This is a genomic window from Nonomuraea sp. NPDC003214 (genome assembly GCF_053590035.1).
Genome location: NZ_JBSFSX010000004.1, coordinates 537,205 through 562,978 on the forward strand (window position 1 = coordinate 537,205; position 25,774 = coordinate 562,978).

Consider the following 25,774-nt stretch of genomic DNA (forward strand, 5'->3'; position numbering starts at 1 on the left):
TCACAACAGCCCGCCACGGCCCCAGCCGCGGGCGAGCCTGCGGGCGGCGAACACGCCCGACAGCAGGCCGATCGCCAGCACGACGCCCGCCGGGCGCAGCGTCCCCGCCACGTCCCCGGCGACCGCGGACTGCATCATCACCAGCGCCCAGTAGCCGGGCGACGCGTGCGCGGCCAGCTGCGCCCATTCGGGCATGAGGCTCAGCGGGACCAGCGCCCCGCCCAGCGAGCTGAGCGTGAGCGCGCCCACGTCGGAGATGACGCTGAGCTCGCCGTGGCTGCGCACCAGCGTGGCCAGCGCCGCCCCGATCGCCAGCAGCGCGAACGCCCAGATCAGGATCGCCAGGAACACCAGGTGCGGCATCGACGGCACCGGCAGCCCGATCGCCAGGCAGCCGTAGACGAGCAGGATCGCCTGCTGTGCGACCATCACCACGAACAGCGGCAGCGTCTTGCCGACGAGCAGCTCGGCGGCCGGGGCGCGGGTCACCCGCAGCCGGTCCCAGGTGCGCCAGGTGCGCTCGGACAGGATGGCGTTGCCCGCCAGCGAGATCGCGAAGACGGAGAACATGACCATGAGGCCGGTGGCCACCTGGGTGGCGCCGCCGTCCAGCGCCCGCACGTACAGGGGCTTGAGCACCAGCATGAGGACCATCGGCATGGCCACGTAGCTGATCATCTGGCCCGGGTCGCGCAGCCGCAGCGTCATGTTGTGCCTGGCCAGGGCGCCGATGCGGTGCGCGGACCCGAGCAGGGAGCCGAGCCGGCCCGGGCCGGGACGTGAGACGTCAAGGAGCATCGTGGACCGCCAGGGATCGGTAGAGGTCGTCCAGGGAGGCGTTGCGCACGTCGACCGAGCTGATCGGCCGGTCGGTGCGGTGCAGCAGGTCGATGAGCGTCGCCGCCGGGTCGGAGGTGGAGATCCTGATCTCCTCCTCGTCCTCCAGCGTCACCCGCACCTCGCCCGGCAGGTCCCTGGCCAGCTCCTCGTAGGTGCCGCGGGCGATGACCCGGCCGTCGCGCGCCACCGCGATCGTGGCCTGCAGCTCGGTCAGCTCCGGCAGGTAGTGGGTGGTGTAGACGACGGCCGCGCCCTCGCCGGCGCGCTGCTTGACGACGTCGAGCATCGCCTGCCGGGTCTCCAGGTCGGCGCCCGCGGTGGGCTCGTCCAGGAGCAGCAGGGCGGGCCGGTGCACGAGCGCGGTCGCGGCCTGCGTGCGCCGCTGCTGGCCGCCCGAGAGCTTGCCGGCCCGGCGGTCCATCAGGTCGGTGAGCCGCAGCATCACCGCCAGGTCGTCGATGGCCGAGCTCAGCGCGGCCCGGCGCAGGCCGGACAGCCTGCCGTACAGTTCCAGGTGCTCGCGGACGGTCGCCGACGGATAGAGCGCGAGATGCTGGGGCGCCACGCCGACCTGGCCGCGTACGGCGGAGGGCGGCTTGCCGTCGATGGTCACCGTGCCGCCGTCCTGGCGGATCAGGTGCGACACGATCTCGACGAAGGTCGTCTTGCCCGCGCCGTTGTGTCCCAGAAGCCCGACGATCTCTCCGGCGGCCACGCTCAGCGTGAATCCGTCGAGTGCCTGGATTTCGCCATACCGTTTGACGAGGCCGGTTGCCACCAGCAACGTGTCACCTCCCCATATTCAATGGAATAAGCAGGTGAGTGGGGGTTGAATCCATGTTCGTCTCACGGTAGCGACAAATATCGGGCCGCCCGGTGGCAGCTAGTTGCCGGAAAAACCGGTCACCGCGCTGAGGTACAGATTTATTGGCTTTACCGGCTAATCTGACTTATATGCAGGTTGGTTCGTTGATCGCCGCCGGATACGACTGCGAGATTTTCGACGCCGGCCCCGGCCGCGTCGTCCGCCGCTCGCGCGACGGCCGCAGCCTCGAACGCGAGGCCGCCGTCATGCGCCACGCCAGGCGGCACGGCTTCCCCGCCCCCGAGGTCTACGACGCCGACGGGGGCGACATCCTCATGGAGCACGTCGACGGGCCGAGCCTGCTCGAGGAGACGGCCCGCGACCCCGGCCGCGCCGCCGAGCACGGCGCGCTGCTCGCCGGGCTGCTGCGGCAGCTCTCGGCCGTGCGGGCGCCCGGCTGGCTGCGCGCCGCCTCCGGCCGCCCCGGCAACCGGCTGCTCCACCTCGACCTGCACCCCGGCAACGTGCTCGTCACCGCCGACGGCCCCCGGGTCGTCGACTGGGCCAACGCCGCCCGGGGCGCGCCCGGCGTCGACGCCGCCTGCACCTGGCTCATCCTCGCCACCGCTCCCGTCGACACGCCGGAGCTCGCGGGCGCGCGGGCCGGGCTGCTCGCCGCCTTCCTCGACGGCGTCGACCCCGACGCCGCCCGGCCGCACCTCGGCTCCGAGGCCGCCCGCCGCCTGGCCGAACGCGACCTGCCCGCCGGCGAGCAGGACGCCATCGCCCGCTTCCTGGCCGACGCCGGAGCCCCGTGACCCGCACCCTCCGCCCACGTCCGCATCAGCCCCCCACGGAGGTCGACATGGCAGAGCACCGCGACGTGCGGGCCTCGGACGCCGACCGCGAGGCCGCCGCCCGCCGCCTGCGCACGGCGGTCGAGGAAGGCTGCCTCGACCTTCCCGAGTTCGACGACCGCGTCGGCCGGGCGCTCGGCGCCACCACCCGCGGCGAGCTGGCCGTGCTCCTCGCCGACCTGCCCGCCGAACCCCGCCCGGCCCCGCCGCCCGCCCGCCCCGCCGGGACGCCCCGGTGGCTGAGGACGCTCTGGGCCGTGTGGGGCGCGATCCTCGCCGTCAACGTCGTGGCCTGGGGCGTGGTCAGCGTCGCCGAGGCGTGCCCCGCCGAGTTCTGGCCCAAGGACCTGCTCGGCCCCGCCCTCGTGCTCGCCGTCGTCACCGCCGTCAACGCCGCGCGCCGGCGCGGCACGCCCCCGGGCGGGCTCTCAGGGGGCGGGGCGTGAGCGCACCGCCCCCTCCCGGGGGTGAGCGGCGCGGCGAGGTCGACCTGCTGCGGGTCCTCGTCGTCGCCGGGCTGGTGCTGTTCCACTCCGCGCTCGTCTTCGACGCCCGCGACGACTTCTACGTCAAGAACGCCGAGACCACCGGCCTCACCCTGGTCGTCTCCGTGCTCGGCGTGCTGTGGGCGATGCCGCTGCTCTTCTACGTCGCCGGGCTCGCCGCCCGCCACTCGCTGAGCCGCCGCGGCCCCGCCCGCTACGCCGCCGAACGGTTACGCCGGATCGGCGTGCCCCTCGTGTTCGCCACCGTGGCCGTCGTCCCGGTGCCGCAGTGGCTGCGCCTGCGCGCCGACCCCGCCTACCACGAGTCCTACCTGGAGTTCCTGCCCCGGTTCTTCCGGATCGAGCTGGACCCGGCCCAGTTCCCGTTCGTGCTCCAGGGCGAGCATTTCGAGACCGGGCACCTGTGGTTCCTGGTGCTGCTGCTGACGTTCTCGCTGCTGCTGGCCGCCGTCGCCCGGTGGGGGCCCGCCTGGCGGCCGGGGGAGCGGATCGCCGCCCTCGCCGACCGGCGCGGCGCCGTGCTGCTCGCCGCGCTGCCCCTCGCCCTGATCAGCGCGCTCCTCGGCCTGGAGGAGGAGTACGCGGGCTGGAGCCGGTGGGCGTACCTGGTCTTCTTCGCCTACGGGTTCGCGTTCGCCGCCGACCACCGCTTCCGCCGGGCGCTCCGCCGCGACCTGCGCCTGGTCGCCGCCTGCGGGTTCGTGCTGTTCGCGGCCGGGGTGCCGGTGCTGCTGGGCGCGGGCGACGACGCCTTCACCGCCGCCACGCCTCTCGCCCTCGCCGGCCGCGCCCTCTACGGGGCCGCCGGCTGGTGCTGGCTGCTCACCATCCTCGGCGCCCTCGACCGCCCCGCCGCCCCCGCCGCCGCCGTTCCCGGCGCGGGCCGGGCTGCCGTCGCGCCGGGCGTGCGGCGCTACCTGGCCGAGGCGGTGCTGCCCCTGTACGTGCTGCACCAGCCGGTGGTGGTCGCGGTCGCGTTCTGGGTGGTGCGGATGGAGGCGCCCATCGCGGTCAAGTACGTGATCATCGCGGTCGTGTCGTCGGCCCTGACGCTGCTCGCCTACGACCTGCTGGTGCGGCGGACCCGGGTGACGCGGTTCCTGTTCGGCATGCGTACCAGGGAGAAGGCCGCGGCGGCCGAGCGCGCGTGACTCAGGCCAGCCAGGCGCGCACCCGCTCGGCGAACCAGGCCGGGCGCTGGAGCGGGATGCCGTGCCCGGCCCCTTCGACGATCTCCAGCCCGCTGCCCGGCAGCGCCTCGTGCAGCAGCCGGGCCGACGCCAGCATGACCCGCCGCTCCCGCCCGCCCACGAGGACCAGCGCCGCCCGGGGGAAGCGCGCCCACCCCGGCGGGACGGTGAAGCGGATGTTCTCGCCCACGGCCGCCAGCAGGGTCTGCTTCGACACGGCCGCGGACGTGCGGACGTAGTCGCCGAGCAGCTCGTCCGGCACGAACAGCGCCTCGGCCTGCGCCCTGGCGAACCACTCCCGGCCGGCCAGCCCCGCCGTCGCGCCGAGCAGGCCGAGCGTGAGGCCGGGCGCCGCGCTGGGCCGGGCCTGCGCGCTCACCACCATGACCCGCTCCACCAGCTCCGGCGCCTCGGCGGCGAGCAGGACGGCGAGCTGAGCGCCCAGCGAGAACCCCGCCACGCGGACGCGCCCGCCCTGCTCGCCGAGGACCCGGATCAGCGCCTCGACCGTGCGGCCGTGGGAGTGGTACGGCTCGCCGGCGCTGCGGTCATGGCCGGGCAGGTCCGGGACGATCAGCCGGTGATCGCGCGACAGCCGCTCGCGGACCGGCTCCCACATCCAGCCGGCGACCCCGCCCCCGTGCAGCAGGAGCACCGGCGGCGCGCCGGCCGGACCGTACGTCTCGACATGCATCCGAACAGCTCCCCGTAGCACCTGCGGCGGACCGCCAACCTATCGCGCCGGGCCGGGGGCGCCTCGGGGCGGTGCCGGTCACAGGTCGTGGCCGTACTCGTCGACGTCGAGCTCGGCGCGGGTGGCGCGCAGGAAGTCCAGGACGTGCCGGTCCAGATGCCATCCCAGCGGCCGGTCCGGCGTGCCGGCGGCGGGGGCCTCGCCGGTGAAGAAGCGGACCGCCTGGAGGGTCGCCGAGTTCCCCGGCTCGCGCCGGTCCAGCTCGCCGGCCAGGTCGCCGATCGCCTCCGCGTACGGGTACAGGCGCTCCACCAGGGTCAGGATCATGTCGTCCAGCGGCAGGCTCGACCGGGGCGGGCCGTCGACCCGCCACACGTGCACGGCCGGGTGGGGCGGGTCGGACAGCTTGCTGCCCATGACCGTGATCCTGTCCGGTTCGAGGGCGAGGCGGGCCGCCATCTCCGCCGCGGGCATGCGTTCACTCTTCAGTGCGAAATACACGTACTGCTCGACCTGCACGGCCCTCCGTTCCCGAACGTGTCCCCGGCCGCCCGGACGTGCCCGGTTCAGGGCGTGATCCGCCGGCCGAGGGTGCCGCCCGACAGCATGTCATGATCGGCCTCGCACCCCCACAGCAGGAGCGACGTGCCGGTCCACCCGGCTGCCGCGTCGCCGCACCGGCCGGCGGCCCCGTCCTCCAGGCGGACGGTCCGCCAGCGGCGCGCGGCCACGTCGTAGAGCAGGACGACGTTCCCCTGGGCGACCACCAGGTGACCGGGGGCGCCCGCCGCCCGGACAGGACCCGCGCCGTGACGGATCCGGTGATCAGCAGTACGGCACACGACACGATGGCCCAGCCCAGTCGGCGCACGGCCGTAGAAGGTAGCAGAGCGGTGGAAACGGCTGGCCGCCCCTGTTCCGGTAGGGCCCGCCCTACCGGAACAGACGCGCCCGCATGACTGATCTTGAATCCGGAACGCCTAAAAATGAGGACATCACCACCTAACGCAGGAGATGTCCTCTGATGCACAAGCACCTCGCCGTCGCCGCCGCCGCTGTCACGCTGCTGGGAGCCGTCGCCGCACCCGCCGCGGCCGCCCCCCGCCTGAGCGTGCAGCAGCAGGCCGACCGGTTGACCCGGCAGGACGGGCTGGCCGGTGCGGTGGTCTCGGTGCGGGAGCGCGACGGCCGGACGGCCACGTGGACCTCCGGCACCGCCGAGCGGGGCACGGGCAGGCCGATGGTCGGCGGCGACGGCCGCTTCCGCGCCGCCAGCGTGACCAAGCCGGTGATCGCGGCGACGGTGATGCGCCTGGTCGCGGCGGGCAAGGTGAGCCTGGACGAGCAGGCGGAGCACTACCTGCCCGGTTCGCTGCGCGGCGCCCGCGTCACCGTGCGCCAGCTGCTCCAGCACACCAGCGGCCTGCCCGAGTACTTCGACCTGGTCGACTGGACCAAGCCGGCGTCCCCCGCCGAGCACCTGGCCCTCGCCCTGACCCGCCCCCTGGGCAAGCCGGGCGCGCAGTGGTCCTACTCCAACACCAACTACCTGGTCATCGGCATGATCATCGAGAAGGTGACCGGCAAGGACTTCCGGCGCGTGTCCGAGCAGGGCGTGCTCAAGGGCCTGCCCGGCACGTACTGGCCCAAGCCGGGCGAACTGGGCATCCGTGGCCGGCACGCCCACACGTACGGGCTCAACCCCGCCGCGCCGGAGGACGGCGAGACGGACACGACGCGGCTTCCCGCCCACGCCTTCGGCGCCGGCGGCGGCCTGGTCTCCACGCCGGACGACCTCAACCGCTTCTGGCAGAGCATCCCCGAGCGCACCCTGCGCACCATGCTCGCCGGGACCGTCCCCGCCTCCGACCCCAAGGGCAGCCGGTACGGGCTCGGCGTCTACACCTATCCGTTGAGCTGCGGGCGGGTCTGGATGCACGACGGCGGGCTGCCGGGCACGCGCGTGCTCAGCGGGCGCACCCGCGAGGGCCGGGCCGCCACCGTCTACGCCACGGGCACCCCGAAGAACGACCGGCACCTGTTCGCCACCCTCGACGCCGCCCTGTGCCGACTTCGGTGAATCCGGGAGTCCGCCCCCGCCGCGCCCCCGTGCGGAGCCCTTGCTAAGATCACCTTTCGTACCATACGGGATGGTATGTTGATCACGCTGGGGGTAAGACGGTGACTTCCTCGTCCGCGCTCGTCGTCGGCGGCGGCATCGGCGGTCTGGCGACCGCGATCGGCCTTCGCCGTAACGGCTGGCAGGTGACGCTGCTGGAACGCGCGCCCGCGTTCCGGCCGCTGGGCTCCGGCATCACCCTGGCGCCCAACGCCGTGCGCGCGCTGGACGCGCTCGGACTGGGCGCCGAGCTCCGCGCCAGGGGAATGGCGCAGGGCTCGGCCGGGCTGCGCAGGCCGTCAGGGCGCTGGATCATGCGCGGAAGGGTCCAGGACCTGGAACGCCGCATGGGCGTGCCGGCCTTCGCGCTGCACCGGGCCGACCTCCACGACCTGCTGATCGGCGCACTCCAGGACGCCGACATCCGGCTCGGCCACACGCTCACCGGCCTGCCGGGACCGGGCACGGTGGCCTTCGACGGGCCAGACGGCCCGGGGGAGCTGACCGCCGACCTGATCGTGGGGGCGGACGGCATCCGCAGCAAGCTGCGCCGGATCCTGTTCCCCGCCCATCCCGGCCCCGTCTACGCCGGCTACATCACCTGGCGCGGCATCGTCGCCGCCGATCGCACTCCCGCCGGGATGTCCAGGTCCATCACCGAGAGCTGGGGACGCGGACGGCGCTTCGGCGTGATCCCCCTGGCCGACGGGCGCGTCTACTGGTACGCCACCCAGTCCTGCCCCGAGGGCGCCGGGGCGGCCGACACCCTGGCCCAGCTCGGGGCCCGGTTCGCGAGCTGGCACCGGCCCATCCCCCAGCTCCTCGCCGCCACCTCGCCCGACGCCCTGATCAGGCACGACATCCACTCCCTCGTCACCCCCCTGGAGACCTACGTCTCGGGCCGGGTGGCCCTGCTGGGCGACGCGGCGCACGCGCTGACCCCCGACCTCGGCCAGGGCGCCGCCCAGGCGCTGGAGGACGCGGTCACCCTGACGGCGTTCGCGAGCTCCCGGAGCGGCGTCGAGGAGGCGCTCGTGCGCTACGACCGGGCGAGGCGGCCCAGGGCGCAGCAGGTGGTGCGGACGTCGGCCCAGGTCGGGCGCATCATCCAGCTCCGCAACCCCGTGGGCGCGGCCGTGCGCGACACGCTCGCCTCCCTCGTCCCGGCCGACACCTACCTGAACGCGACCGCCCGGACCCTCGACTGGCACCCGCCCCGCCCGGCCTGAACCGGCCGCGGATCGGCAATGGCCGGACATTCGCCCGGGGCGCCGTTGTTCCGGACCCATGAATTCATTCCGTGAATTATGCCTTTTCTGCCTTCATGCTATTTTGGCATTTCGCGATAAAAGAAAAGGCATCAATTCATGCTGTGGGAGTCGTCGATGGATTCGCTGGTCGTCGAGCGGGTGGAGACCTTCGTCGTGGAATTGCCGGCGATCCGGTCGTTCAGCATCTCGGGCGGGAGCGTCACCAGCCCCGACCGGCCCGCCGTCCGTGTGCTGGTGAAGGTGACCGCCGGTGGGCTCACCGGCTGGGGTGAGGCGACGCCGACGCCCGCGTGGACGTACGAGACCACCGAGTCGATCTCGACGACGATCCACCACTACCTCGCCCCGGCCCTGATCGGCCGGCCCGCCTGGGACTTCGACGGGGCCGGCGCGGCCTTCGAGAAGGTGATCAACCGGGGGCTGACGATCGGCTCCCCGATCGCCAAGTCGGCGCTCGACCTGGCGCTGCACGACCTGATCGGGCGGGCGCTCGGCGTGCCCGTCGGCGTGCTGTGGGGGCAGCGCAGGCTCGACCGGATCACACTGGGCTGGATCGTCGCCGGTCAGACCGCCGACGAGGTGCGGCGGGCGGTCGAGGAGGGCCGCGAGCACGGCTACGGGGCGTACAAGGTCAAGGTGGGGCTGCACGACGAGGCGACGGACTTCGCCGTCGTGGCGGCGGTCCGGCGGGCCGCGCCGGACGCGCCCGTCTGGGTGGACGCCAACCAGGCCTACACCGTCGACGGCGCGCTGCGGATGGCCCGCCGGCTGGCCGACCTGGACGTGTCGGCGTTCGAGCAGCCGCTGCCCGCCAACGACCTCACCGGCCTGCGGCGGCTGCGCGACCACAGCCCGCTGCCGGTGGCCCTGGACGAGAGCCTGCGGCACCCGTCGGACCTGGCCACGTTCGTGAAGCTCGACGCGGTGGACATCGCCATCGCCAAGGTGCAGCGGTCGGGCGGCCTCACGCTGTCGCGCCGCCTGTGCCAGCTCGCCGAGGACGCCGGGCTCCGCATCATGGGGTCGGGGCTGACCGACACCGACCTCGGGTTCGCCGCGTCGCTGCACCTGTTCGCGGCGTTCGGCGTGGACACGCCGGTGGACCTGAACGGCCGGCAGTTCGTCCGGTCGGCGTACGTCGGGGGGAGCACGGTGGAGGTCGTGGACGGCGCCGCGCTGGTGCCGTCCGGTCCGGGGCTCGGGGTCGAGGTGGACGAGCAGGCCGTCCGCTCGCTGGCCACCGCCCACTGGACCGCCTGACCCCTCGGACGGCCGGAAGGGCCGGGGCGGTCCTCCCGCCCCGGCCCTTCCGGCCCGCGCGCCGGGTCAGCGGAGCCAGTCGTCCAGGTGGGCGGCCACGAAGTCGTCGTCCACCAGCCACGGGTACGCCGCCCGCACCCGGGCGATCTCCTCCGCCTGCCCCGGCGACAGGGTCTCCTCCGGGTCCAGGCACCACGTCCCGGCCAGCAGCCCCTGCCCGCGCAGCACCTCGTGCACGCCGGCGACGCAGCCGCGGAAGCCGCCCGCCACGTCGAACACGGCGCCGTTCGCGTCGGTGAGGTCGGCGGCGCGGGCCAGCAGCGAGCGCAGGGCCGCGTCGTCCCCGGCCCGCGCCCGCCGCACCTCCTCGAACATGAGCACGGCCGCCCGGGTCCACACCGCCCACTGGCCGAGCAGCCCGCCCGCGACGTGGTGGCCGGCGAAGGAGGTGAGCAGGTCGCCCAGGATGTTGTCGTCGTTGCCCGTGTAGAGGGCGACGTCGCCGCCGCGGCCGGACTCGGCGACCGCCCTGGCCACGTCCACCGTGCGGTAGCGGTCGAACGGCGCCGTCCTGATCGCCACGACGGACTCCTGCCGGCTCAGTCCCCGCCAGAAGGCCGGGCTCAGCCGCTGCCCCCCGACCGCCTCCTGCAGGTAGAAGCCGATGACGGGGAGCACCTCGCCGACCGCCCTGGCCCGCTCCAGCAGCTCCGGCTCGCTCGCGCCGGGCACGGAGGGTGACAGCAGCACCGCGTGGTAGCCGAGCGAGGCGGCCAGCTCCGCCTCGGCGACGGCCTGGGCGGTGCCGCCGCAGGCCCCGGCGACCAGCACGAACGGCCGTCGGGCCTCCTTGGCCACCACCTCCGCGGCGAGCTCCAGGACCGGCCGGAGCAGCCCGGCCTCGCGGATGGCGAACTGCGTGGTGTGCACGCCGACGGCCACCCCGCCGGCCCCGGCGGCCAGGTAGTAGCGGGTGAGCGCGCGCTGGCGGCGCTCGTCCAGGGTGCGGGCGGCGGTGAGCGCCAGCGGGTGGGCGGGGATGACGCTCCCCTCCCTGAGCAGGTCGATCGACACGTCAGAACCTCCCGTCGCGTACGGAGAACTTGGTCGGCTTGCCCGCCAGCGGCAGGCCGCGCGTCAGCCAGGCGGCCTGCCAGGCGACGAGGGTGTCCAGGGGGACGTCCGGGTAGCCGAACAGGCCGTGGCAGCGGGAGGCGTCGCTGAGCAGCGCCGTGCCGGACTCCTCCCCGGCGAAGCGGGGCCCGGTGCCGAGGAGTGCGGCCAGCCGGGTGGCGGCGCGCCGCACGGAGGCGGTCTCCGGCCCGGTCAGGTTGAGCACGAACGGCTCCGGGGCGCGCGCGTGCAGCAGCGACCGCAGCGCGACCTCGTTGGCGTAGCCCTGCCAGACGACGTTGACGTGGCCGGTCGTGACGTCCACGGGCCGGCCGTCCCGCACGGCCGAGGCGAGGTCGGCCAGCACGCCGTACCGCAGGTCCACGGCGTAGGACAGGCGCAGGATCGCCACCCGCGCGCCGAGGACGGCGGCGGCGTGCTCGAAGACGCGTTCGCGGCCCAGGCAGCTCATGGCGTACTCGCCGACCGGGCCGGGCTCGTCCTCCTCGGCGCTGCCGCCCCGGGTCACGTCCACGAGCGGGTACACGTTGCCGGTGGAGAACGCGGCGATGGCGGCGTCGCGGTAGCGGCGCCCGACCGCGGCCGGCAGCGCGGCGTTGACCGCCCACGCCCGGTACGGCTCGGCCGAGGTGCCGAACTTGGCCCCGGCCAGGAACACCACGCCGCCGGCGTCGGGCAGCCCGGCCAGGTCGTCGCCGCCCATGAGGTCGTGGCGGACGACGTCCACCCCGTCCTCGCGCAGCGCCCGCGCCGCCGCCTCGTCCGACCAGCGCGAGACCGCGTGCACGCGGGTCCCGGAGCGCCCGGCGGCGTCCAGGGCGCGGCGGGCCAGCCGCGCCAGGCTGGGGCCCATCTTGCCGCCGGCGCCGAGGAGGACGAGGTCGCCGTCGAGCCGGGCGGCGTCGGCGACCAGCGCGGCCGACGGGGTGGCCAGCCGCTCCTCGAGCTCCTTCTCAGACCCGAACATGCCGCGCCCCTTCCGCGAGGCCGGAGGCCCCGGCGTGGCCGGGCCGCCGGTAACGCACGCCGAGCTCGTCGAGCAGCGGCAGGTGGGCCGACAGACGGCGGGTGAAGCCGCCCAGGTCCCGGCCCCGTGACCAGGCGGCCTCCGCGACCGCGCACAGCCGGGGGAAGGCGTTGTAGTCGAACCGCTCGCGCGTGGGCAGGTACTCGCCCCACAGCTGGGCCTGCAGGCCGAGGACGGCGTCACCGGCGTCGAACCCGTAGACGGTCTCCAGCGGCAGCGGCCCGGAGATGCTGACGGGCTCGCCCGGCCCGTCGGACTCGGCGTAGTCGAGGTAGGTGTGCGTGTGCGGGGCGGCGACCACGTCGTGCCCGGCGCGCAGCGCGGCCTCCACCCGGTCCACGCCCCGCCACGCCATGATCACCATGTCCTCGGGCGGGTCGTGGTCGAGCATGTCGTCCCAGGCGACCGCGCGGCGGCCGAGCCCGCGCAGGTGACCGGCCAGCAGGCGGCCCCACCAGCCGAGCAGGGCAGCGGGGCCCGGCAGCCCCTCGTCCGCCACGCGCCGCGCGGCCTCGGGGCTGCGCGCCCACTCCTCGCCGCGGACCTCGTCCCCGCCGATGTGCACGTACGGGGACGGGAACACCTCGCACAGCTCGTCGAGCACGTCGCGGGCGAACGCGACGGCACGGTCGCCGACGTTCAGCACGTGCGGCGAGATGCCCCAGGTGGTGCGCACCTCGACGGGCTCGTCACCGGGGTGGCCGAGCCACGGGCAGGCGGCGACGGCGGCCTGGGAGTGGCCGGGGAACTCGATCTCGGGGACCACGGTGACGCCGCGCGCCGCCGCGTACGCGACCAGCTCCCGCAGCTCGCGCTGGGTGTAGAAGCCGCCGTGCGGGGTGTCGTCGGACACGCCGTCGCGGGCGTGCCCGGCCGGGGACCGCCTCCGGTACGCGCCGGCCTCCGTGAGGCGGGGATGGGCGCGGACCTCGAAGCGCCAGCCCTGGTCGTCGGTGAGGTGCAGGTGCAGGACGTTGAACTTGTGCAACGCCAGCAGATCCACGTACGCATACAGGAAGGACAGGGGCCGCCACCAGCGGGCGACGTCGATCATGACGCCGCGCCAGGCGTGCCGGGGGACATCGCGCACGGCGCCGCACGGCAGGCCGGCGGGGGTGCGGAGCTGGCGCATGGTCTGCACGCCCCACCGCAGCCCGGCCTCGGCGGCGGCGGCCACGTCGGCGCGCTCGGACGTGACGGTGAGGACGTAGCCCTCCGGGCCCAGGGCGGCGTCGTCCACGAGCCGCAGCGTGATCTCGGCCGGGCCGTCGCCGTCCGGGGGCAGGCCGAGCAGGTCGCGGGCGAGCCCGGCCTGCGGCCCGCGCACCCGCGCGCCGGCGCCGAGCGGGAACAGCCCTTCGCCCGGCCGCCACGAGGTGACCTGGGGGATCATCGGCCGAGCACCTCCCGGAAGGCGGTCAGGGCCGCACCGACGGGCGGCGCGTCGGGGTACCAGACGCGCTCCCACTCCAGGGCCAGGTAGCCGGCGTAGCCGATGCGGTCCAGCTCGGCCAGCACGGCGGGCACGCCGACGGCGCCCTGGCCGGGCAGCACCGGCGCCAGGTCGGCGGGCGAGGCGGCGTCCTTGATCTGCACATGCCGCAGGTGCGGCGCGAGCAGGTCGGCGGTGCGCGCGGGCGGCTCGCCGGCCCGCCACGGGTTCACGACGTCCCACAGGGCGCCGACACGCTCGGAGCCGACCCCCGACAGCACCGCCGCCACGGCCTGGCCGGTGAGGAACACGTCGTGGGTCTCCAGCAGGACGTCCACGCCGTTGCCCGGCAGCCGGGCGGCGACCTCGGCCAGCCGCTCGGTGGCGGCCGGGGCGGGGTCGGCCTGGCCTTCGACGCCGCCGAAGACGCGGACGTAGCGGGCGCCGAGCGCCTCGGCGATCTCGACGTGGCGCAGCACCTCGGCGACGGGGTCGCCGTCGGGGCGGGCCACGCGGGTGTAGGAGCAGACGGCGACGATCTCGACGCCGGCCTCGGCGAAGGCGCGCTCGACCGCGCGCAGCTCGGCGGCCGTGCTGTCAGGCGCGATGAGGTCGCCGTCGGCGCACCGCAGCTCGACGCCGGCGCAGCCGTGTTCGGCGGCGATCCGGACGACCTCGTCGACGGGGGCGCCGGGGGTGCCGAGCGTGCTGAAGGCGAGCGGGTTCACGGGTGTCCTTTCACGGTGACGGTGGAGCCGAGACGGGCCGACTCGTAGACGGCCAGGGCGACGTCCAGGACGGACAGCGCGTACTCGGGGGTGACCTGGGGCGCGGTGCGCCCGGCGCAGGCGCGGGCGAAGTCGTCGAGCTGGGCGGCGAAGGCCGCGGCCATCTCGCCGGGCTCGGGGGCGGCCACCTGGGTGGCGGCGCCGGCGCGGAAGGACCACACGCCGTCGCCGCGGCTGATCCGCACCGCCCCCTCGCCGCAGACGATCTCGGTCTCGTCGGTGAACGGCAGGCCGGTGCCGGTGACGTTGATCGTCGAGCGGGTGCCGTCCGCGTGCCGGGCCAGCGCGACCGCCTCGGTCTCCACGGCTTTGCCGCCGGGCACGGCCACGTGCGCGGTCACTTCGGTGATCGGGGAGCCGACGAGCATCTGGAGCTTGTCGATGCTGTGGGTGCCGACGTTGAGCACGATCCCCCCGCCCGCCATGCCGGCGTCGAGGAACCAGCGCGGCCGGGCCGGGTCGGCGTAGTCGGCGGTGCGCCGCTCGGAGGCCACCACGACGCCGCCCAGCTCGCCGGAGGACAGGTAGGCCGCCGCGGCGCGTAGCGTGGGCACGAAGCGCAGCACGTGGCCGGCGGCGAGCACGACGCCGGCGGCGCGGCACGCCTCGATCATGGCGAGGGCGTCCTCGCGCGTGGTGGCGATGGGCTTCTCCACGAGCACGTGCAACCCGGCCGCGGCGGCGTCGAGCGTGATGGGGGCGTGCAGGGCGTGCGGGACCGTGACGACGACCGCGTCGAGGCCGCCCGCGTCGAGCATCGCCCGATGGTCGGTGTGGACGCGGGCGCCGGCCTCGGCGGCCAGCTTCTCCGCCGCCTCGGCGCGCACGTCGCACACCGCGACGACGTTCACCCGCCCGGCGCTCCGGCGGGCGGCCGCCAGGTGGAACTCGGCGATGGTGCCCGCGCCGATGACGCCCAGGCGCAGCCCGGATGTAATGGTCACGATGTCCTTTCTGAGGTGGACGGGGCTGAGAGGGGCTCAGCCCTTGAGTCCCGCGGACATGGTTCCGCGGACGAAGTAGCGCTGGGCCAGCACGAACACCACGAGCATCGGCAGGAGGCTCATCATGGCCGCGGCCGTGACGAGCTGGTCGTTGCCCACCCACTGCCCCTTGAGGCTCAGCACGCCGACGGGCAGCGTGTAGTTCTCCGGCGAGGTGAGGTAGATGACCGGCTCCAGCACGGCCTTCCACGAGGTGGTGAACGTGAACACGGCCAGCGTGGCCAGGGCGGGCTTGGCCAGCGGGAGGTGCACCCGCCAGAACACCTGCCACGGGTTGGCGCCGTCCAGGCCGGCGGCCTCCTCGAAGTCCCTGGGGATGGCCAGGAACGTCTGCCGCATCAGGAAGATCCCGATGGGCGTGGCCAGCCAGTACGGCACGATGAGCGGCAGCAGCGTGTCCAGCCAGCCCAGCGACCTGAACAGCAGGAAGTTCGGCACGATCGTGATGACGGTGGGCAGCATCATCGTGCCGAGCGCCATCGTGAGCAGGGCCTGCTTGCCGGGCAGGCGCATCCTGGCCAGGGCGTGGCCGACGGTCGCGCTGGTGACGACGTTGCCGATCACCGCCAGCACGGCGATCACGAGGCTGTTGGCCAGGTAGATCCCGAACGGGGCGCGTTCCCACACCTCGGCGTAGTTGCTCCACTGGACGGGGTCGGGGACCCACACCGGCGGCACCTGGATGTACTGGGCGAAGCTCTTGAGCGAGTTGCCCAGCGCCGCCAGGAACGGCACCAGCATGACCGCCGCCCCCGACAGGACCAGCAGGTACGACAGCGTCTTACGCATAGTGCACCCACCTGCGCTGGAGCCGGAACTGCACCAGGGTGAGCACGAGCACCAGCACGAACAGCACCCACGCCACGGCCGAGGCGTAGCCCATCTGGAAGAACTGGAAGCCCTGCCGGTACAGGTAGAGGACGGTCAGCTCGCTGGCGCCGTGCGGGCCGCCGTCGGTCATCACGTACACCTGCTCGAACGACTGCAGCGTCTCGATGGAGGTGAGCACCAGCACCAGGAACGTCGTGCCGGAGATCCCGGGCAGCGTGATGTAGCGGAAGCGGTTCCACGCCGAGGCGCCGTCGATCTTGGCCGCCTCGTACCGCTCCTCGGGGATGGCCTGCAGCCCGGCCAGGAACAGCACCATCATGTAGCCGACGCCCTTCCACACCGCGACGGCGGCCAGGGTGGGGATGACCAGGGCCGGGTCCTGCAGCCAGTTCTCGGCAGGCAGCCCCACCAGGGCGAGCACCTGGTTGGCGATGCCGGTCTGCGGGTTGAACACCGAGTCGGCGACGTAGGCGACCACCACCCACGAGGAGACCACCGGCACGAAGTAGGCGGCCCGGAACAGCGCCATGCCGCGCAGCCGCTGGTTGAGCGCCATCGCCAGCAGCAGCGCCAGCGCCGTCTGGGTGGGCACGAACAGCACCGCGAAGTAGGCGGTGTTGCCGAGCGTGCGCCAGAACACCTCGTCGCCGAGCAGCCGGGAGAAGTTGCCGAACCCGACGAACGTGGGCGGGGACATCAGGTCGTAGTCGGTCATGCTGAAGAACAGCGAGGCCAGCACCGGCCAGGCGGTCAGCGCCACCAGGTGGAGCAGGTAGGGGGAGGCGAAGGCCAGGGCCCAGGCGCGTTCCCTGGCCCTGCGCGTGCGCGCCGTCGCGGGAGGCCCGGCGGCGACCGGCCGCGCCTTGCGGGTGAGGACCGTCACTGCGTCTGCCCCGCGTAGAAGCGGTCGATGACCTGCTGGGCCTCCTTCTGCCCGGTCGCCAGCGCCTCGGCCACCGGGGTGGCGCCGGACAGCGCCTCGTTGACGCGCTTGGCCAGGGCCTCGGTGTACTCCGACCAGACGGCGTTGGTGCCGAGCGTGTCGGAGGCGTCCAGGGCCTCCAGGAACACCGGGCCGCGGTCGGCGGGCAGTGCCGTGGCGGCGGCCTTCTTGTTGATCGGGATGGCCTCGCCGAGCTCGGCCCAGCGGCTCTGCGGCTTCTCGCCGGAGAAGTACGTGATCCACTTCCAGGCGGCGTCGGCCTGCTCGGGCGTGGCGGCCTTGCTGACCACCCACGAGTTGACGATGGCGACGTTCCCCCGGCCGCCGGGCCCCTTGGGCAGCGGGGCGACGCCGAAGTCGACTTTCGCGCTCATGGCGGGCAGGGTCCGGGCGTAGATGCCGTACGACATGGCCACGCGGCCGGTGGCGAACAGGGTGTGCACGGCGCCCTTGCCGAAGGACTCGGTGGTGACGTAGTCGGGGGCGAACCCGTCCTTGCCCATCGCGGCCAGCATCCAGTCGAGCGCGGCCCTGGACTCGGGGGTGTCGATGGCGACCTTGCGGTTGCCGTCGGTGACGACGTCGCCGCCGAACGCCTTGACGATGGGCCACCAGCTCTCGGTGAAGCCGGGGGAGTAGGCGCGGAAGCCGTAGGTGTCGGGCTTGCCGTCGCCGTTGGTGTCCTTGGTGAGCTTCCTGGCGGCGGCGGCCAGGTCGTCGTAGGTCCAGTCGGCGGTCGGCTCGGCCACGCCGGCCTCGGCGAACAGCTTCTTGTTGTAGAACAGCACGGGCGTCTGGGCGCCCTGGGGGAAGCCGTGGACGCGGCCCTTCCCGTCGCGGTTCAGCTCCAGGCCGGAGTAGGCGGCGGCGTCGACGGTCCTGACGCGGTCGGTGAGGTCGGCCAGCGCGCCGCGGGCGGCGAACTCCTGCACGAGCACGCCGTCCGACAGCCACACCTGCGGCGCCTGGCCGCCGGCGATCTGCGTGCGCAGCCGCTCGAAGAACTTGACGTACGGTGCGACCTCCAGCTGCACCTTGATCGACGGGTTGGCGGCGGTGAACTCCTTGACCAGTTCCCGCATGAGCGTGTCGGCGGGGTCGCCGGCGCCGGCGTAGAAGCCGAGGCGCAGGGTGACGGCGCCCGGCTCCCCGGCCGGGCCGCCTCCGCACGACGCCGTCCCGGCCAGGACGAGCACGGCCAGCGTGCCGGCGGCGAGCATGCGAACTTTCATGGGTCCTCCACGGGCGAAGGGGGGATCAGGGGGGTGAAGGGGACGAGCGCGTGCCTGGGACCGCGCGCGCCTCTCGGGGGCGTGCGCGGTTGCCGGATCGTGCGCGTTCTGGGGGCGTGCGTTCTAGGTGGGTACGCGTACTTCGACGAGGCTGCCGGAGGCGGCGCCGCAGGAGGCGCGCACGGCCAGGCGGGGCTGCAGCACCACGCGGCAGACCGGGGCGGCCGGGCCGAGCTCGATGCGGCGCAGCAGCAGCTCGGTCGCCATGCGGCCGACCTCGGCCTTGGGCGGCGACACGGCCGTCAGCGGCACCTCCGACAGGTCGGCGACCTCGTCGTCGTAGGCGACCACGGCGATGTCGTCGGGGACGGTGAGCCCGACCCGGCGCAGGTAGGGCAGCAGGGCGGTGGCCTCGCGGTCGCCCAGGCACACGACGGCGCGCACCTTCTCGGCGACCAGGGCGTTGGCGTAGGCGAGCAGGTCGGGGCCGGTCCAGACGGCCTGCCGGGCCGTGGCCGCCGGGATCTCCGGCAGGCCGAGGTCGGCGACGGCGCTGCGGAATCCGGCGAACACCTGCTCGGAGGTCGCGGTGCCGACGCGGCCGAGGTAGCCGATCCGGCTGCGGCCGAGCCCGCTCAGGTGCTGCACGGCCGCGTAGCCGCCGCCGGGCACGTCGGTGCAGACGTAGGAGGTCGGGTCGGCCGGCCTGGGGTCGGCCGGCCGGCGCTCGACCAGCACGTACGGCACCGGCAGCGTGCGCAGCCTGGCCAGGTGCGCGGCGGGGTCGGCGGCCAGGTGCAGGTTGGGCACCAGCAGCAGGCCGGCGACGCCGACGTCCACGAGCTGCTGGAGCTGGGCCGACTCGGTGGCGGGGTCGTAGTTGGAGCACGCGAGCACGAGCCGGACGCCGGCCGCGGTGGCGGCCCGCTCGATGCCCTCGACGATCCGGGGGAAGTAGTAGGTGGTGGACGGGACGAGCGCACCGATGAGCCGCGGCCCGGCGCCCGGGGTGGCCGTGACGGAGTTCGCCACGAACGTGCCCGACCCCTGCCGCCGGCGGACGAGTCCCTCCTCGACCAGGAGGTCCACGGCGCGGCGCACGGTGTTGACGCCGACCGCGTAGGTCCGGGCGAGCTCGGCCTCCGTCGGGAGCCTCGCGCCGACCGGCCAGCGGCCCTGGGCGATCTCCTGCCGCAGGCGGGCGGCCAGGGTGCGGAAGCGCCGACCCCTGGGGAGGGAATTCATTCCATCGGATGGCTCCATGACCGGATTCTTCGCCATATTCCGTCCATAAGTCAATCCTGAATTCATGCTTTATCTATTCGATAAATAGTATGAATTCATTCCTTTATTGCGGGCGCGCGCGCAGGGGTCACCAGGACGCGGTGGCGTCCCGGTCGCGGTCGTAGGCGCCGGCCCAGTAGCGGTCCGGGGCCGTCAGGCGGTGCACGGCGAAGCCGGTCTCGCCCGTCGCCTGCTTCAGCGTCTCCGACGTGGCCGTGGCCCATCCGCCGGCGTCGGCGGTCACCGTCACGTACCGGCCGGCGGAGAAGGTGAACCGGCCCCGCACGGTGGCGGCCACCGGCTCCCCGGTCTCCTGGTCCACCACGCGCAGCCGCACCCGCGCCACGCCGTTCTCCAGCGTGACCGCCATCGACTCCACCACCGCCGGGCGCAGGCCGGTGCCGCCCGTCGTCACCGTCACCGGGGCGGAAGCGGGGCCGCGGTTCCCGGCCACGTCCACCGGGACGACCCGGTAGTGGTAGGTGGTGCCCGGCAGCAGCCCCGTGTCGGTGTGCGCCAGGCCGCGCGCCCGCCCGGCGAGCGTGTCCGCCCCCGGCGTGAAGCCCGCCCGCGCCGACCGGTGCACCTCGTAGAAGGCCACCTCCGTGTCGTCGCCGGCCCGGCCGTAGGTCAGGTCGACCGTGGCGTGCTCGAACGCCGTGGCCGTCGGCGGGGAGGCAACGCCGGTCGGCGGGCCCGCGTCGGCCGGCGGGTCCGGCCACCGGGCCGACGGCCCCCAGACCGTGGGCAGCTCGCGGTAGGAGTCGTAGTGGTGCACCGCGACCCCGGCGAAGGCCGGGCTCGCCGAGAACGCCGCGTACACCTTGGCCAGCTCGGCCTCCAGGGCGTCCCTGCCCTCCTCTCGGAAGGTGATGCTGGAAGGGTCGCCGCTGGTGGCGATGTCGAGCGTCTCGACCCCGACCACGACCGACAGCGGCTTGCCGATGCGCTCGGCGTAGGCCAGTTCGCCGGCGGCCTGCGCGATGATGCCCGCGCTCCCGTCGGCCGTGTCGCGGTAGTCCATGATCGCGATGTAGTCGGACAGGTCCTGCACGTGCTCCGACAGCGGCCGGGTGACGCCGCCGTACGGGACGGCCGTGCAGCACGCCGACACGTCCAGCCAGCGGGGCACCGCCGGCCCGAACAGCAGCGGCTGGCCGGAGGCGTCCCGGCGGGCGATCATCGCCCGCAGCGTGTCCAGCCACTGGATCTGCGGCTCCGGCTTGGCGCTGGTGAACCACGGCAGGATGTACGGCTCGATGTCCACGTTGATCCCGTCGAAGCGCTGCTCGGGCGCGGAGGACAGGTTGTAGTTCAGCACCCGCTCCATCTCCCGCACCGCGCGGTCGCGGTAGCGCGGCAGCGCCCCCAGGTACGGCGGCCGGGTGCCGCCGGCGACGGTGGCGTGCACCCGCATGCCGCGGCGGTGCGCCCAGGCCACGAAGTCGCGCAGCCGGGGCCGGGCGTCCTCGATCACGTCGCGCCCGGCGTGGACGTCCACGCCCAGGTAGATCGTCGAGCCGGGGTCGAGGACCGTCTCCAGCAGGCGGCGCGAGCCCGGGTTGAGCACCAGGTTGTAGGAGGCCTTCTCCCAGATCCACATCGCCCGGTCCTGCCGGTGCGGCACCGGCCGTTCCTTCTCGGCCGCGCCCAGCAGCACGTACCTGGTCGCGGACCGGGACACGTGGCCGCGCGCGTCCACCGCCTCGGCCTCCAGGCTCGCCGCCACGTCACCGTGGTGGGAAGGGGTCAGCAGCGCCGTGTAGCGCCCGGCCGCGCCGGTGGCGCGCGTCCACGGCCCGCCGTTGACCCGCACGCGCACCGTGCGCACGTCGTGGTCCCGCACCTCCACGCGGATCGGGGTGGGCCTGGAGAGCCGGGCGCCGTCGGCGGGCGCGGTGATCGCCACCTCGGGCGCGCGGGCCGCCGGGTCGTCCAGTCGCAGCGTCGTCGGCTGCGACCACACGCCGTAGCGGGTGCGGGCGTCGCTCGCCCTGGCGTAGACCTCGACGTCCCCGTGCAGGTCGCGGGTGTCCAGGTCGTAGGACCAGGTGCCGGTGTCGTCGGCGTCGGGGTCGCTGGCGCGGGCCCGTTCGATCCGCTCGCCGCCGACGACGAGGGTCACGTCGTACGCGCCGGTGAATCGCCCGGCCAGGCGGACGACGCCGGGAGCCGTCTCGGCGGAGTCGATCACCACCGAGGGGGGTTCGACGGCGCCGGCGGCGGGCGGGGGCAGGGCCGCGACCCCGGTCAGGGCGAGCAGGAGCCCGCCGGCGATCCGCGAGAACCGTAAAGGCATGAGGGGCCACCTCCATAGGAATGAATCACGGTCGGAGGAAGGAATGTCCGGGCAGAGCGCCCAGGAATGGCGCAACAATAACGGGAGGTTTCCAGAATAAAAATGGCGTGAATTCCCTCCCGTACGGCGACGACGTAAAAGCGGTCACCGGCAGAAATGTTTCGATCGCCTGACATGCGGCTTGTATGCTGCTGGCGACCCATCCCCCGAAAGGTTTCGAGGTGCCGGCTTGCCGGACGAGCCCCGCTGGGTGACCACCTGGGCCTCGGCCCCCCAGCTCACCGAACCGGGCGACCTGCCGCCCGCCCCCTACACGCGCGACGGCCTCACCCTCGCGGGCAGCACGCTGCGGCAGACCGTGCGCGTCTCCGCCGGCGGGCCGAGGATCCGGCTGCGGCTGTCCAACGCGTTCGGCGGCGCCCCGCTGCGGCTCACCCACGTCCTGCTGGCGCTGCCCCGCGACGGCCGGTCGGGGGAGCGCGCCGTCCGGCCGGGCACGTCCCGGCCGGTGACCTTCCACGGCCGGACCCCGGCCGTCGTGCCGCCCGGCGCGCACGTCGTCTCCGACCCGCTCGACCTGGACGTGCCGCCGCGCGCCGTGCTCACCGTCACCCTCCACCTCGCCGGCGGCCACCCGGCGGCGGGCCTCACCTCCCACCCCGGCTCCCGCACGACCTCCCACCTCGCCCCCGGCGACCAGGCCGGCGCCGCCGACCTGACCGGCGCCACGCCCGTCGACCACTGGTACCTGCTCAGCGGCGTCGAGACGTGGTCCACGGCCCCGGCGCTCGCCCTGCTCGGCGACTCGCTCACCGACGGCCGGGGCTCCACCACCAACGGCGACGACCGCTGGCCCGACCGGCTCCTCGACCGGCTGCCGCCCGGCGCGGACGCCGCCGTCGTCAACCAGGCGGCGGGCGGCAACCGGGTGCTCGCCGACGGCCTCGGCCCCGCCGCGCTGTCCCGCCTCGACCGCGACGTGCTCGCGCAGAGCGGCGTCGACCGGCTGCTCGTCTTCGAAGGCGTCAACGACCTCGGCACCGCCCCGCCCGCCCCGGACGCGCAGAAGGACGTCGCCGGCGAATTGATCGCCGCCTACCACCAGATCGTCGTGCGCGCCCAGGCGCGCGGCATGCTCGTGTACGGCGCCACGCTCACGCCGTTCGGCGGCCACGTCCCGTACGACGATCCGGACGGCCACCGCGAGGCCGCCCGGCAGGAGGTCAACGCCTGGATCCGCGGCGGCGGCGCGTTCGACGCGGTGGTGGACTTCGACCGGGCGGCCCGCGACCCGGCGGACCCCCGGCGGCTGCGCCCGGCCTACGACGAGGGCGACCACCTGCACCTCAACCCGGCCGGCTACCGGGCGCTCGCCGCCGCCTTCCCGCTGGATGTGCTCACGGCGGAGCGGTGACGGGCCACGTCTCTTTTGGTGATTTTTCAGTCGTAAACACGTGATGACGCGCAGTAACGGATCGCCCGCGTCCAGTCGGCCAGCGCGGGATCGCCCGCCGTGGCCTCGCACAGCCGCTGCCACAGGCCGGCCCTGGTCCAGCGGGTGAACCAGCGATGCGCCGTGGGCACGGTGACGCCGAACGCCGCCGGCAGGTGCTGCCACGCGCAGCCGCTCGTGACCACGTACACGACCGCCGTCATGACCGTGCGCGCGTCGGCGGCGGCCCGGCCGCCGCCCTGGCGGCGGGGCGGCGGCTCCGGCAGCAGCGGGCGGGCCGCCTCCCACAGCTCATCAGGGACCAGACGCCGGGCGAGTGCCTCCATGACGCAGATCCTCCTCCATGATCCGCGCGCACGCGCGCTGAGCTGCCAAATGAGACGTGAGCCGAGGTGCGCGACGGCGATCGGCGCGGCTAGCCTCGGCGCTCGATCGGCGGCCCCCGGCCGTCCGCCGAAGGGACTCTCGGCGCCATCGACGAACGGAGCACAGCTATGACGATCCTCGTGACCGGCGCGACGGGCACGGTCGGGCGCATCGTGGTCGACCGCCTGCTGCGGGCCGGGCAGCGCGTCCGGGCCCTGACGCGCAACCCGGCGGGCGCCGGGCTGCCCGACGGCGTGGAGCTGGTGGCCGGGGACCTCGCCGGCGCGGCGGCGGCGCTCGACGGCGTGGACCGGGTCTACTACCTGGCCGGCATGCTCGCCCCCGAGACCGCGGCCGAGCAGGCCCGCACGTTCGCCCGGCGGGCGGCCGAGGCCGGGGTGACCCGCGTGGTGACGATGACCGGAGTGGCGGTCACGGTCCGGCGGCCCGGCAGCTACGAGATGCTGCTCGAGGTGGAGGAGGCCGTCGAGGCGTCCGGCCTGGAATGGACGCACGTGCGGCCGGGCGAGTTCGCCGCCAACAAGCTGGACCTGTGGGCGCCGTCGATCCGGGCCGAGGGCGTGGTGCGCAGCGCCTTCCCCGACGCGCTGGGCGTGCCGATCCACGAGGCCGACATCGCCGAGGTCGCCGTCGCCGCCCTGCTGGAGGACGGGCATGCCGGTCGCGCGTACTCGCTGAGCGGCCCGCAGGCGCTCAGCCACCGCGAGCAGGCCGCCGCCATCGGAGACGGCCTCGGCCGGAGCCTGCGCTTCGAGCCGCTCACGTACGGGCAGGCGCGCGCCGCCTGCATCACCGCGGGCATCCCGGCCGAGATCGCCGAGTATCTGCTCGGCTACCAGGCCGAGTACGCCGAGGAGCCGCCCGCGGTGCTGCCCGACGTCGAGCGGGTGCTCGGGCGGCCGGCGCGCACGCTCGCCGAGTGGGCCGCCGACCACCGGGCCGACTTCGCCCCGGCCGCGTAGCGCCGGTCAGCGGGCCGCCTGCTGCGCCACGGGAGGACGGGCGAGCTGCGGGCGGGGGAGGAGCTGGACGAGCCCGGCCACGGCCAGCGCCACGGCGATCACGTAGATCAGCCCGTGCTGGAACGCCTGGCTCACCCCGCCCGCCAGGCCGCCGTAGAAGACGATCCCGACGATCCCGACGCCGAGCGCGGCCCCGACCTGCTGGACCGTCGTCAGCACCCCGGCCGCGGACCCGGCGTGGCGGGGCGCGACCCCGGCCAGCACCGTGCCCATGATCGGCGCGAGCGCCAGCCCCATGCCGAACCCGTCCACGGCCAGGATCGGCACCAGCCACCCGAGCGGCGCCTGCGCCGCCACGGCGGCGAGCAGCACGGTGAGGGCGACCGCCCTGGTCAGCCCGCCCACCGCGATCGCCTGACGGCCGAGCCGCGCGACGAACCTGGGCGCGAGCCGCGAGGCCGCCAGGTAGCCGAGCCCGATCGGCGTGAAGACCAGCCCCGCCTCCAGCGCGTCCAGCCCGGCCGCGCCCTGCACGTACAGGGCGAAGATCAGGAAGTACGCGGCCATGCCCATGGTGAAGGCGAGCTGGGTCAGCAGGCCGGCGGTGAACGCCCGCTCGCGGAACAGGGCCAGGTCGATCAGCGGCGAGGCGTGCCGGCGCCGGCCGTAGGCGGTGAAGAGCGCGAGCGCGACGAGCGGCGACAGCCACGTCCACAGCGGCCAGCCCTGCTCGCGGCCCTCGATCAGCGGCAGCAGGGTCGCCACCAGCGCGCCGGTGACCAGCGCGGCCCCGCCCAGGTCGAGCCGCGCGGCCGTGCCGGCGCGGCTCTCGGGCACCACGGCACGGGTCAGCGCGAGCGCCGCCAGGCCGATCGGCACGTTGATCAGGAAGCAGGCCCGCCAGCCGAGCCCGAACAGGTCGGCCTGGATCAGCACGCCGCCGATGAGCTGCCCGAACACCGCGGCCAGCCCCATGGTCAGCGCGTAGGCGTTGAGGGCCCTGGCCTGGGCGGCGCCGCTGTAGGCGGTGCGCAGGATGGCGAGCACCTGCGGGGTGAGCGCCGCCGCGGCCAGCCCCTGGGCGACGCGGGCGGCGATGAGCGTGGCGGCGTCGGGGGCCAGGCCGCACGCCAGCGAGGCGAGCGTGAACAGGGCCAGCCCGATGGCGAACACGCGGCGGCGGCCGAACAGGTCGCCGAGCCGTCCGCCGAGGATCAGGCCGGACCCGTAGGCCAGGCCGTAGCCGGCGACGATCCACTCGACCTCGGCGGCTCCGGCGTGCAGATCACGCTGGATGGCGGGGATGGCGACGTTGACGATGAAGAAGTCGAGGATCGTGACGAACACGCCGGTCAGCACGGTGGGAAGGGTGCCCGCGCGGGGCATGGCAGCTCCAATAGATAGAACGGTCGGTATACGCCGCCATTAGATAGAATGGTTGGTCTAAGTGTCAATC

25 protein-coding genes are annotated in these 25,774 nt (G+C 74.4%); 8 read left to right on the forward strand and 17 right to left on the reverse strand.

Going from position 1 to position 25,774, the window contains the following annotated elements:
• Together ACWDXC_RS14735 and ACWDXC_RS14740 are read right to left on the reverse strand one after the other, a co-directional pair.
• Entirely contained in the window at nt 1–798 is a 798-nt protein-coding gene (locus ACWDXC_RS14735; RefSeq protein ID WP_219507370.1) for an ABC transporter permease, read from the reverse strand.
• Entirely contained in the window at nt 788–1,618 is an 831-nt protein-coding gene (locus ACWDXC_RS14740; RefSeq protein WP_308125846.1) for an ABC transporter ATP-binding protein, read from the reverse strand. Before ACWDXC_RS14740 ends, ACWDXC_RS14735 begins: the two co-directional genes overlap by 11 nt.
• Nucleotides 1,619–1,794: 176 nt before the next feature.
• On the opposite strand from ACWDXC_RS14740, the gene ACWDXC_RS14745 reads away from it, so the two are divergent.
• Genes ACWDXC_RS14745 through ACWDXC_RS14755 form a run of 3 tightly spaced genes read left to right on the forward strand, consistent with a single transcriptional unit; the run spans nt 1,795 to nt 4,159 of the window.
• Entirely contained in the window at nt 1,795–2,463 is a 669-nt protein-coding gene (locus ACWDXC_RS14745; RefSeq protein WP_449981672.1) for a phosphotransferase, read from the forward strand.
• Between the two features lie 47 nt (nt 2,464–2,510).
• A complete protein-coding gene (locus ACWDXC_RS14750; RefSeq protein WP_364170787.1) occupies nt 2,511–2,948 on the forward strand; it encodes a DUF1707 SHOCT-like domain-containing protein in 438 nt (145 codons plus the stop codon).
• Nucleotides 2,945–4,159, forward strand: coding sequence for an acyltransferase family protein (locus tag ACWDXC_RS14755; protein ID WP_449981675.1), 1,215 nt, complete (start codon nt 2,945–2,947; stop codon nt 4,157–4,159). The genes ACWDXC_RS14750 and ACWDXC_RS14755 overlap by 4 nt, the downstream gene beginning before the upstream one ends.
• A gap of 1 nt (nt 4,160) precedes the next feature.
• Here ACWDXC_RS14755 and ACWDXC_RS14760 read toward each other — a convergent pair whose 3' ends face one another.
• The 3 genes from ACWDXC_RS14760 to ACWDXC_RS14770 form a co-directional block, all read right to left on the reverse strand.
• Entirely contained in the window at nt 4,161–4,892 is a 732-nt protein-coding gene (locus tag ACWDXC_RS14760; protein WP_449981677.1) for an alpha/beta fold hydrolase, read from the reverse strand.
• 78 nt (nt 4,893–4,970) lie between these two features.
• Nucleotides 4,971–5,366, reverse strand: coding sequence for a DUF4279 domain-containing protein (locus ACWDXC_RS14765; protein WP_449981679.1), 396 nt, complete (start codon nt 5,364–5,366; stop codon nt 4,971–4,973).
• 92 nt (nt 5,367–5,458) lie between these two features.
• Complete coding sequence (locus ACWDXC_RS14770; protein ID WP_449981681.1) at nt 5,459–5,659, reverse strand: hypothetical protein; 201 nt, start codon at nt 5,657–5,659, stop codon at nt 5,459–5,461.
• Between the two features lie 257 nt (nt 5,660–5,916).
• Between ACWDXC_RS14770 and ACWDXC_RS14775 the strand changes: the two genes are divergently transcribed.
• From ACWDXC_RS14775 to ACWDXC_RS14785, 3 genes are all read left to right on the forward strand, one after another.
• Entirely contained in the window at nt 5,917–6,972 is a 1,056-nt protein-coding gene (locus ACWDXC_RS14775; RefSeq protein ID WP_449981683.1) for a serine hydrolase domain-containing protein, read from the forward strand.
• 101 nt (nt 6,973–7,073) lie between these two features.
• The gene (locus ACWDXC_RS14780; RefSeq protein ID WP_449981685.1) at nt 7,074–8,240 is read left to right on the forward strand and encodes an FAD-dependent monooxygenase; all 1,167 of its coding nucleotides are present in this window, start codon (nt 7,074–7,076) and stop codon (nt 8,238–8,240) included.
• Between the two features lie 156 nt (nt 8,241–8,396).
• Nucleotides 8,397–9,542: a mandelate racemase/muconate lactonizing enzyme family protein gene (locus tag ACWDXC_RS14785; RefSeq protein ID WP_449981687.1), complete on the forward strand. Its 1,146-nt coding sequence runs from the start codon at nt 8,397–8,399 to the stop codon at nt 9,540–9,542.
• Nucleotides 9,543–9,608: 66 nt separating this feature from the next.
• On the opposite strand, the gene ACWDXC_RS14790 is transcribed toward ACWDXC_RS14785, so the two are convergent.
• The 10 genes from ACWDXC_RS14790 to ACWDXC_RS14835 all read right to left on the reverse strand — a co-directional run bounded on the left by ACWDXC_RS14790 (nt 9,609) and on the right by ACWDXC_RS14835 (nt 21,516).
• Nucleotides 9,609–10,616: a dihydrodipicolinate synthase family protein gene (locus ACWDXC_RS14790; RefSeq protein WP_449981689.1), complete on the reverse strand. Its 1,008-nt coding sequence runs from the start codon at nt 10,614–10,616 to the stop codon at nt 9,609–9,611.
• A 1-nt stretch (nt 10,617) separates the two neighbouring features.
• Complete coding sequence (locus ACWDXC_RS14795) at nt 10,618–11,643, reverse strand: NAD-dependent epimerase/dehydratase family protein (protein WP_449981691.1); 1,026 nt, start codon at nt 11,641–11,643, stop codon at nt 10,618–10,620.
• Complete coding sequence (locus tag ACWDXC_RS14800; RefSeq protein WP_449981693.1) at nt 11,630–13,096, reverse strand: beta-N-acetylhexosaminidase; 1,467 nt, start codon at nt 13,094–13,096, stop codon at nt 11,630–11,632. The genes ACWDXC_RS14795 and ACWDXC_RS14800 overlap by 14 nt, the downstream gene beginning before the upstream one ends.
• A complete protein-coding gene (locus tag ACWDXC_RS14805) occupies nt 13,093–13,863 on the reverse strand; it encodes a sugar phosphate isomerase/epimerase family protein (protein ID WP_449981695.1) in 771 nt (256 codons plus the stop codon). Before ACWDXC_RS14805 ends, ACWDXC_RS14800 begins: the two co-directional genes overlap by 4 nt.
• Nucleotides 13,860–14,867: a Gfo/Idh/MocA family protein gene (locus tag ACWDXC_RS14810; protein ID WP_449981697.1), complete on the reverse strand. Its 1,008-nt coding sequence runs from the start codon at nt 14,865–14,867 to the stop codon at nt 13,860–13,862. Before ACWDXC_RS14810 ends, ACWDXC_RS14805 begins: the two co-directional genes overlap by 4 nt.
• Nucleotides 14,868–14,903: 36 nt before the next feature.
• A complete protein-coding gene (locus tag ACWDXC_RS14815) occupies nt 14,904–15,716 on the reverse strand; it encodes a carbohydrate ABC transporter permease (RefSeq protein ID WP_219507350.1) in 813 nt (270 codons plus the stop codon).
• Nucleotides 15,709–16,641, reverse strand: coding sequence for a carbohydrate ABC transporter permease (locus tag ACWDXC_RS14820; protein ID WP_219507349.1), 933 nt, complete (start codon nt 16,639–16,641; stop codon nt 15,709–15,711). Before ACWDXC_RS14820 ends, ACWDXC_RS14815 begins: the two co-directional genes overlap by 8 nt.
• Nucleotides 16,638–17,933 (reverse strand): ABC transporter substrate-binding protein, encoded by a 1,296-nt coding sequence (locus tag ACWDXC_RS14825; RefSeq protein WP_449981700.1) that lies wholly within the window; start codon nt 17,931–17,933, stop codon nt 16,638–16,640. The genes ACWDXC_RS14820 and ACWDXC_RS14825 overlap by 4 nt, the downstream gene beginning before the upstream one ends.
• Nucleotides 17,934–18,056: 123 nt before the next feature.
• Nucleotides 18,057–19,178: a GntR family transcriptional regulator gene (locus tag ACWDXC_RS14830; RefSeq protein ID WP_219507346.1), complete on the reverse strand. Its 1,122-nt coding sequence runs from the start codon at nt 19,176–19,178 to the stop codon at nt 18,057–18,059.
• Nucleotides 19,179–19,305: 127 nt separating this feature from the next.
• Nucleotides 19,306–21,516, reverse strand: coding sequence for an Ig-like domain-containing protein (locus ACWDXC_RS14835; RefSeq protein WP_449981702.1), 2,211 nt, complete (start codon nt 21,514–21,516; stop codon nt 19,306–19,308).
• Between the two features lie 229 nt (nt 21,517–21,745).
• Between ACWDXC_RS14835 and ACWDXC_RS14840 the strand changes: the two genes are divergently transcribed.
• On the forward strand, nt 21,746–22,930 hold the full coding sequence (locus ACWDXC_RS14840; protein WP_449981704.1) for an SGNH/GDSL hydrolase family protein: 1,185 nt from the start codon (nt 21,746–21,748) through the stop codon (nt 22,928–22,930).
• A gap of 26 nt (nt 22,931–22,956) precedes the next feature.
• On the opposite strand, the gene ACWDXC_RS14845 is transcribed toward ACWDXC_RS14840, so the two are convergent.
• A complete protein-coding gene (locus tag ACWDXC_RS14845) occupies nt 22,957–23,295 on the reverse strand; it encodes a transposase (RefSeq protein WP_449981706.1) in 339 nt (112 codons plus the stop codon).
• Nucleotides 23,296–23,463: 168 nt separating this feature from the next.
• Between ACWDXC_RS14845 and ACWDXC_RS14850 the strand changes: the two genes are divergently transcribed.
• Nucleotides 23,464–24,318, forward strand: a complete 855-nt coding sequence (locus tag ACWDXC_RS14850) for an SDR family oxidoreductase (protein ID WP_449981708.1) — start codon at nt 23,464–23,466, stop codon at nt 24,316–24,318.
• A 6-nt stretch (nt 24,319–24,324) separates the two neighbouring features.
• Here the strand turns inward: ACWDXC_RS14850 and ACWDXC_RS14855 are convergent, their stop codons facing one another.
• The gene (locus ACWDXC_RS14855; RefSeq protein WP_449981710.1) at nt 24,325–25,704 is read right to left on the reverse strand and encodes an MFS transporter; all 1,380 of its coding nucleotides are present in this window, start codon (nt 25,702–25,704) and stop codon (nt 24,325–24,327) included.
• Nucleotides 25,705–25,774: the final 70 nt, after the last annotated feature.